The organism is Methanococcus maripaludis C5 (assembly GCF_000016125.1).
Taxonomy (GTDB): domain Archaea; phylum AGJL01; class Methanococci; order Methanococcales; family Methanococcaceae; genus Methanococcus; species Methanococcus maripaludis_D.
Genome location: NC_009136.1, coordinates 1 through 8,285, shown reverse-complemented (window position 1 = coordinate 8,285; position 8,285 = coordinate 1). Strand labels below are relative to the sequence as shown.

The window sequence follows — 8,285 nt, the reverse complement described above, 5'->3', positions numbered from 1 at the left end:
AAAATTAAAAATATTATTTTCATCTGAAGGAGACTACACGATATCGTGTATTTCGCTCCAGGACAAACGCACTTCTAAAACTGCAATAAAAAAAAACTAAATTATAGATACGATATATAAATTAAAATCTGTTTTCATTCTCTGTTTTCTTCTGAAAGGGGGTTTATACGTTGTGGTGATAAAAAAAAACTAAATAATGGGTACCAGATACAAATTAAAATCTGTTTTCATTCTCTGTTTTCTTCTGAAAGGTCGTTAAATGCCTTCTTTTTCATAAATATGTATAAAAAAATATGGTTTTATTCAGTCCTTATAAATTATATCCTTTCTTTATCTCATAATAAACCTTCTTTCCTTCTTTCCTGCGTGTAATCTCTCCCGATTTTTCAAGCCTTTTTAATGTTTCATATAATGCTTTTGTTCCTCCTTTAAACTCTTTCTTTATTTCCGTAGGTTGGTTTAATCCGTTCTTTAATAAATATAATACGTTCTCGCGGTTTGTTTCTTTCTTAATTGTTTTTTTATACCTTTCTGTATTAATGTATTTTTCAATACCTGCGAACTTATTATTTATTTCATTATATCTTCTTTTATTGTTCTTCTTTTCCTGTTCTAACGTCTTCAATCTATCTTCTACATTATGAAGCCATTCATTTAATATTTTCCAGTTCTTTTTATCCCGTTCCCTTATCGTTTTTACTTCTTGTACTGCTTTTTCAAAATCATTAAATCTATTTTCCAGTTCTTTTAATGTATTTTGTATTTTATTAATCTGTTCTATCTTCTTTTTAGAATCTGCGTTTATATTGTCCTTTAATTCTTTTTTTATACTTAATAAGTATTCATCAATTGCCTTTCCTAATAATTCAAAGTCATTTAAATGTTCATTCACTATTTTATCAATATTATCTAGCTTATTATTTATTCTGGTTAGTTCTGCGGTTTTATCCCCTTCTATTATTGTTTTTTTCTCTTTTCCTTCTTTATTTTCAATTGTTTTTTTAATCTTACTTAATATACTCCCCACTCCTTTTTTATTTTTATTATTCTCTTTATAAAAATAATCCAAACATATTTTAAACTATATTTCATATGTATTTTTTAATTTTTCCCATTTATATTTCTTTTTTATTTCTATTTACTCAACTGTTTAGAAAAAGGGTTTATTTATTGGTTCTTTTATTTCTCGCGGGGGGCATATTTCTTCTTTATTTTTGCCTATACTTCAAACCTTCAAAAATGCAGGGTTCAGGTACTGGTTGGTAAATTAAACTATAAAATGAAAATGATTTTTAATGTTTTGATTTCTTTAAAAGGGTTTAATTATTTTTTTCAATGTGTTTTAATTGTTTTTAGCTATGAAAATTATAATTAAACTCTTTTAACAAAATAAATAGTTTTGAAATTTTTTTTAAAAATACTGAAGGAGTCTACACGATATCGTGTATTTTATTCCTGGGGCGAACTACACGATATCGTGTATTATGTTCTTGAAATCTCAACACCCTTTCTTATTCGGGGTAAACTTGAATGAATACTGGAGTAAGTCGCAGGTTCCAGTATTCTGCAACAATTCAAGGTAAAAAAATAAATCAATTTATAACTTATTTTGGGATTATATAAATGTAATTGAGGGTATTTATATATATCTTTATGATATTTTGATACTTTATATATATCATTTTGAATTTTTGTATTTATTTAATAAACAATATAAATTCTTTTTAATTTCTTCCAGATGTTCACAGACTTTTTTAAATCCTTTTTGTGCGTCTATGGTTTCAAAGGACTCTATTTTATAAACTGCTTTTAAATTGCATTCCAATTCTTTAAAAACGATTTTTTCATTATCTTTCATGGTCTGGAATCTGTTTTCTATATTCATTAATATTTTAACGGCGTTTTTCTGCTTCATAAATTGATTTGAAGCTTCTATCTTAAAACATAACTTCAAACAATCTTCTATTATCTCAAAATCGTTTCCATTTTCCATAAATACGCACCATTTTTATAATTCCCCCAAAATATGAAGTATTTTATATCTAATTACTATTTTAGAAATAGATATTTATCTATTTATCTAATAACGTTTTTATAAATAGTATTTTTGAAAATAGAAAGATTTTAAATATATTTTATATTTTTCAATTAAATATATATATAAAATTGGTTAATATAATTAAATGCCTTCTTAATCTTTGAAGGTGGTTTTAAAGTCTGTTAAATTAACACTGGGGATTTACGAAGATGAACCAGCGTGAAGCTTGATAAAGCACAGCAAAATTAAGGCAATTTGAACAAAGGACAACGAAAGAAAAGATAATATCTTTTCTTTTAAGTGCAATTTACACTTTTAAAGTAGTTTTTGAATATCTTCAAGCACTTTATTTTTATTTTCTTCAATATCTCTTTTTAAAATAGTTTCTATGTATTTACTACCCAATAATGTTTTTATATTCTCAATGGCTACTCCTTTATCATATAATTCCTGCGCTCTCCCATATCTTAAGGACTGAAGCACTATATTTTTATCTTTAGGGATTATTTTATTATCTTTCAACGTATCCACAGCGGTTTTAAATACATGGGTTATAAAATCGGGTTTAACTGGATTTCCATTCATATTCTTTTCATTCTGAAAAATATAATCATTGGGGCCTTTCTTCACGTTTTCAAACACGTATTTATTAATTAATTTAACTGTGTTTTCTGATACAATCACGTTTCTATCTTTATTATTTAGATATCCTTTTCTATTTTTTATTCTTAAAATACCTGTTTCTAATGCAAAATCTTTATTTTGTAATTTTACAACTTCAGAACGTGTACAGCCTGTTTCCCACAATATTTTTATAATTAATGCGTCCCTAATGCCTGTTCTACTTTCCCTTTTTAATATTTCCCTTAATATGTTTTTATAAGTCTCTAAATCTAATATATCATAGTGTTCTACTTTTTTAATAGAATATATCTTGTTGTTTATTGCTTTTACTTCATAATCTTTGAAATTATCTATTTTCAAGTATCTAAATAAATGTTTTAGCATTATAAAATAATTTTTTTGGGTAGATTTACTACAATTACGATTATATTTTAGATTATTAAAAAATAACTCAAAATCACAGGTATTCAATGAAAAAAGCGATAAATTATTATCTTTACAAAAAGATAAGAAATATTTTAAATTAAATATTTCGCTCTGCAATGTTTTCGGGCTTATCCCCCTTAATTCCCTTTCTTTTCTGTAATTATCAATTATTTCATTCATATTCTACCCCTTCGGGATATTCTGTTATTAATTGGTAATTTAAAAGTGTATTTGTCATTTTTCCGTATTTTTCAACAATTCTTCTATCATGCTTACCCAATGTCAATAATAATTTTTTTGGTTTTTCGCAGTTTTCCGCTTTTGCTAATACTTCGGGGTTTATCTCGCCTAAATTCTCCAATTTATACAAATAGTATCTAATATCTTTAGCGGAGACCTCACGACATAATAAAAAGGTTTTCCTTATATTAGATATATTATTTTCCATATTAAACACCTATACGTGGGTTTTTGATTCTTTTAATATCATATAATTAGTTAATGTGTTTGTAGCCCTCCCATATCTATTAATAATTCCCTCTTCTTCTTCTGTAAGGGTTAAAGGTCTTTTAAATGGTTTGTTTGTAGTTATAGCTTTAATCAAAATGTCTAAATCTATTTCATCGTTTAAATTCTCCAATTTATGAAAATAGTATCTCACAGCTTTTGCATCCATTGGTTTTATAAGTGTAAAATGTTGCTTCATAATCTCCCTCTTAAACTTTTATTTTGTTCCAGTTGATTTTTTCACTATCATTTAAAGAATTCCCGTTTATCATGCCTAATCTGTATTTTATGTATTCTGGAGAGTCTTTTTTAATTAATTTAGGCTCTTCTTTCTTTATGGGTTTTTTTACTTCGGGTTTTTGTTCCTTTTGCGCGGGTTTGGTTTCTTTTGGAAGTACCTTTCTTGATTTGAAAGGGGATTCTATTAATTCGGGTAATGAATACAGGGTTTTAATATCTAATGAGTTTAAGGCTAATTCTAATATTTTGTAGTCTTTCTGTGCGTTGTACATTCTTTTAAATTCAATAATGTTTTTAAAAAACTGTGCTTTCTGTTCTTCATTTAGTTTCATCATTTTTGCGAGTGCTCCCGCAGTTGTTTTTAATTTCTGGATGTTTGAACATTCCGCGGATTTATAAATATATGGAGTAAGGAAAAACCCGCAGCACTCTGGAACTTTAACCGGTCTTATAACCCCGTTGATAAAATCACGGTCGAAAACTCTTACAATCGAATAACACTTAGGACATATTTTATACACCATTCCACCTTCACTTTATTTTTTTTTGCAAAATCTATATATATTGTTTGCAAAAAATATATTTTTCGAAGTTATATATATACTATTTCGAAATTTCAAAAAAGGTGATAAGATACAACATAATTTCAGAATTTATAAAAATCTCAATGTTAGGTCTTTAAGATTTTACTTAAGTAAAATTAAAGATATAAAAAAATTAGACCCGCAAATATTAGGGGAGCTTTCGAAATACCCCACGAAATATAATAAAACAATCACTTTAACGAAAGAAGAGGAGGAAATTATTAAAAAATATGGTAAAACAACAAATACACTTCTAAATTACATAATTTACACAGCAAAAATAGAAATAATTCATAATCTCCCTGAAGAAGAAGAGAGTAGTTTAAAAAACTTGTTTGGGTTATAAAAAATGAGTTTAAACCCACAATATTTTTATACCATTATTAAAAGAAAATTAATTGATTTTTTAGACTGTCGCAGGTCTAACAATGATATATGCAACAATACAAGAGGCTAAACCGTGGTTAAACAACATGATACCAGTATATCCACCACACCGAAAAATGAGTTATTTTTAAAAGGTGAAAAGGATATCCCAGAATTTATATCATCCCAATGTTACGAAAAAACTATTATTTTTGACCCCGCGGAATATTGCAAAGTTTACAAGCAGGATTTAAAAGAATTCATTGATTATTACGAGAATATATTTTCAATTTTAACAACTGCAATTCAAAAAGGTATTTTTGAAGGTTATAAAAAAGGTTTTCCAGAATTTGACATAAATTCTAATGATGCCGAGATAAAGAAAAAATCTGAGGACATTAAAAAGGAAATAAACGAAAAAATAATTTTAATAAATGGAATAAAAGGGGATTATGAAGTATTTAATAAAACACTTCATAAAGAATCAAGATATAATGTAAAAACCGAAGAACTAAGAACCAGATACAAAAATTTAGATGAAAAATTAGATTATATAGATAGGTCGAGCAATACCCACAAGATAAGGGAAATAAAAGCGTTAAAAATGATATTACGGAAAACAGGAAATAAATTTATCTTAGAATTGTGTGAAACACATAATATCATTGATTATATCTCACAAACCACACAGGAAGAATATTTGATGTCTACAAAGAACGAGATGATATTGTTCACATTTAAAAATATCTCTAAAATCCACGATATATATTTAAACAAAAAATATTACTCCCTTAAAGAAGTAACCGCCGTAATAGGCAATAAAATTATATCTAAAGATATACAGTTGGATAAAGTGAAGGATATTTTAGAATATATATCCACTGATGCGGTTAAAAAATACATTAAAAAGGATTTTGAGATAATAGATATTGTTAAGGACATTATTAAAAACGCTGTTGAGAAAATAGAGATTAAATCAAGTTTATTAGTATTAACAGAACATGAAAATAAAATAATATTTCCAAATGTAGAACCCGCACCAAACATATTTAAATCAAGGTCTTTACCAACACCCGCAGACATTCAAAAGACTTTAAAAGAGTTAAAAGTAGAAAATAAAGAAAAAATATTAATGGAATTGTCAAAATTTGATAAAGACCATAATATTTTAACTGAAGCTTACTTTATGGGAACCTTATTAGTAAATATCTTGAAATATGAAGTTACACCCCAATTAATATTATATGGTGAAGCAAAACACGGAAAAACGACACTCGCACGTTATTTTAATTTTACAGAAGTTAAAACGAAAGAACCCACAGAGCCACAATTATTTAGAACGTGTGCGGGGTACGGTTGCGGGTATAACCTGTTTGATGAACCTTCAAGATTCAGAAGAACAATAAGCGACATGATAAAAGACGGTGCAACAGCCCCCGAGTTTAAACAATCCTACGGGCGGGAAAATGAAACGATTCTGTTTAAAATAGGGCATATAATAACCTGTAATCACCCATATTCTATTAACTTTGAAAATGAAGACGATATCAAAGCATTTTTAAGGCGGTGCATTACCCTGCGGATTAATGAGAAAACAGACAATATACCACGGGAAATAATAGAAAATAGTTTGGAATATTTAAAAAATAATACATTAGAACTTAAAAAAATATTTATTGATTACGTAATGAGTTTAACACCTTCAGAAGTTAAAACAAAATATGAAAACACATTGGAAAGGGAAGCACAATTTAAATTTATTAGATTTTCATTAATGCTATTAAAAGAATTCTATGATTCAAATAATATTAATGTTTTGAGTTATGAAAGAGTAGAGAACATCATTTCAAGGTTAAAAGACAATGAAAAAGAGTTTGAAACAGACATAATAAACGATGAAACCATAATGGAGATAATAGAAGAAATAATTTATAACGACTTTATGAAAATAGCAACAATGCCCGATAAAAGCCCCGATAAGGCAATAATGCCTGAAACATTAAATAAATATTCAGTACAATTATTTAATTTAAACAAATATACGGTGTTTCATACTGGAAATACTAAGAGAATCTTTTTAAATCAATCTGGATTAAATAACTTACTCCCTAAACTCAAAGAAAAGGGTATAAATTACCCTAATAAAATGAAGCTAAAAACATTCTTAGAAAAAATACAGAAGAAAGGATATAACGCGGAAATAGGAAAAACAAGAATAGGTGCGGAAGCTAACGCAGTAAAAGACGGTTTGAAAATTGATATTATATTGGACCACAATATTTTAAAAGAACACCCCGAAGTATTAAGCGACATTAAAACAATTGCGATTCAAAACGCGGGGAATATAGACACAGAAGAACTATTGAATAACCACGAAGAAACGAAAGTAAAAGATACTTTAAAAATACTCCAAACTTTGAAAATAGCGACATTTGAAAACGATATGTATATAATAACAAATCTCGACCAATTAAGCGATATTGTCGAAAGCATAGAAAAACCCGCCCCAAAATACACGAAACGCGACCAAATATTAGATACTTTAAAAATACTGTATGATATAAACGATAAAGGATTAATAAGCTTTGATTTATTAATGGAACATTTAAAAGACCACGAACCAGACGAAACAAGAAAAATATTAACTAATTTAAAATGGAATGGGGAAATAGACGAACCAAAAACAGGTAAATTCAGAATAATTTAAAAGGTGGTAAAATGGAACTGGAATATATAAACGAATCTGAAGCTATAATGTTGTTATTATTCTTACCCACTTTAGAAAACCACCCGATAGTAATTAACGCCCCAATAGCGAATATATTAACGTGGTGTAGTTATGATACCAGTAAAAGGGCATTAATTAACTTAAAAAACCTTGGATTTTTGAAGTATGCAGGAAAGAAGGAAGGATATTACCAGATAACAAAGAAAGGAAAGGACAAAATAAAGGAAATGAAAAAAGCATACAGTTATACAAGTTTAAGCATGAAAGAAAGAAGAGCATATCAAGATACATATTAAACTAACATTTTAATAATAATGTTTGTTTAACTTTTTCGGACACTTTTTTTAAATCTTTTTTATTTTTTACAATATGTAAAATATGTTCGATTTTTTACAAGAAATCAAAAAAAGTAATAATAAATATTATTCAATAATCAATACAAGGTTAAATATAATATAATATATAAAAAAATATCGAACATATCGAACATATTATATATCTATATTATAATAGATTATTTTTTTTATATCTCTTCAAATTGTCTTTCAAAATGTTCGATTTTTTTATCGAACATACTCGCACACATCGAACATTATAAAAAATGTTCGAAAAATGTTCGATTTTTTTATCGAACATTTTTGGGGTATATCCCGCAGGTCTTGGCCCTGTTTAAACCCTATAAATAGACTTTTTCAAAATGTTCGATTTTTCCCCGCTGGGTGTATGTTTTTTTTTCAAATATTTTTCAGGTATTTTTCCAGTAATATTTCTG

At 27.2% G+C, this 8,285-nt stretch carries 9 protein-coding genes; 3 read left to right on the top strand and 6 right to left on the bottom strand.

What is annotated here, in order from left to right; all coding sequences use genetic code 11:
- Positions 1-310: 310 nt before the first annotated feature.
- The 6 genes from MMARC5_RS09465 to MMARC5_RS09785 all read right to left on the bottom strand — a co-directional run bounded on the left by MMARC5_RS09465 (position 311) and on the right by MMARC5_RS09785 (position 4,359).
- The gene (locus MMARC5_RS09465; RefSeq protein WP_010890223.1) at positions 311-1,069 is read right to left on the bottom strand and encodes a winged helix-turn-helix domain-containing protein; all 759 of its coding nucleotides are present in this window, start codon (positions 1,067-1,069) and stop codon (positions 311-313) included.
- 609 nt (positions 1,070-1,678) lie between these two features.
- Positions 1,679-1,993, bottom strand: a complete 315-nt coding sequence (locus tag MMARC5_RS09460) for a hypothetical protein (RefSeq protein ID WP_010890226.1) — start codon at positions 1,991-1,993, stop codon at positions 1,679-1,681.
- 360 nt (positions 1,994-2,353) lie between these two features.
- Positions 2,354-3,268: a tyrosine-type recombinase/integrase gene (locus tag MMARC5_RS09455; RefSeq protein WP_010890222.1), complete on the bottom strand. Its 915-nt coding sequence runs from the start codon at positions 3,266-3,268 to the stop codon at positions 2,354-2,356.
- Positions 3,261-3,536 (bottom strand): DUF2540 domain-containing protein, encoded by a 276-nt coding sequence (locus tag MMARC5_RS09450; protein WP_011869576.1) that lies wholly within the window; start codon positions 3,534-3,536, stop codon positions 3,261-3,263. Before MMARC5_RS09450 ends, MMARC5_RS09455 begins: the two co-directional genes overlap by 8 nt.
- Before the next feature lie 9 nt (positions 3,537-3,545).
- Entirely contained in the window at positions 3,546-3,794 is a 249-nt protein-coding gene (locus MMARC5_RS09445; RefSeq protein ID WP_010890232.1) for a DUF2540 domain-containing protein, read from the bottom strand.
- A 10-nt stretch (positions 3,795-3,804) separates the two neighbouring features.
- Positions 3,805-4,359, bottom strand: a complete 555-nt coding sequence (locus MMARC5_RS09785; protein ID WP_010890237.1) for a hypothetical protein — start codon at positions 4,357-4,359, stop codon at positions 3,805-3,807.
- Positions 4,360-4,381: 22 nt separating this feature from the next.
- Between MMARC5_RS09785 and MMARC5_RS10015 the strand changes: the two genes are divergently transcribed.
- From MMARC5_RS10015 to MMARC5_RS09425, 3 genes are all read left to right on the top strand, one after another.
- On the top strand, positions 4,382-4,765 hold the full coding sequence (locus MMARC5_RS10015) for a DUF2540 domain-containing protein (RefSeq protein WP_010890224.1): 384 nt from the start codon (positions 4,382-4,384) through the stop codon (positions 4,763-4,765).
- A 114-nt stretch (positions 4,766-4,879) separates the two neighbouring features.
- A complete protein-coding gene (locus MMARC5_RS09430; RefSeq protein ID WP_010890221.1) occupies positions 4,880-7,492 on the top strand; it encodes a hypothetical protein in 2,613 nt (870 codons plus the stop codon).
- Positions 7,493-7,503: 11 nt separating this feature from the next.
- The gene (locus MMARC5_RS09425; RefSeq protein WP_010890227.1) at positions 7,504-7,809 is read left to right on the top strand and encodes a hypothetical protein; all 306 of its coding nucleotides are present in this window, start codon (positions 7,504-7,506) and stop codon (positions 7,807-7,809) included.
- The last annotated feature ends 476 nt before the right edge of the window (positions 7,810-8,285 follow it).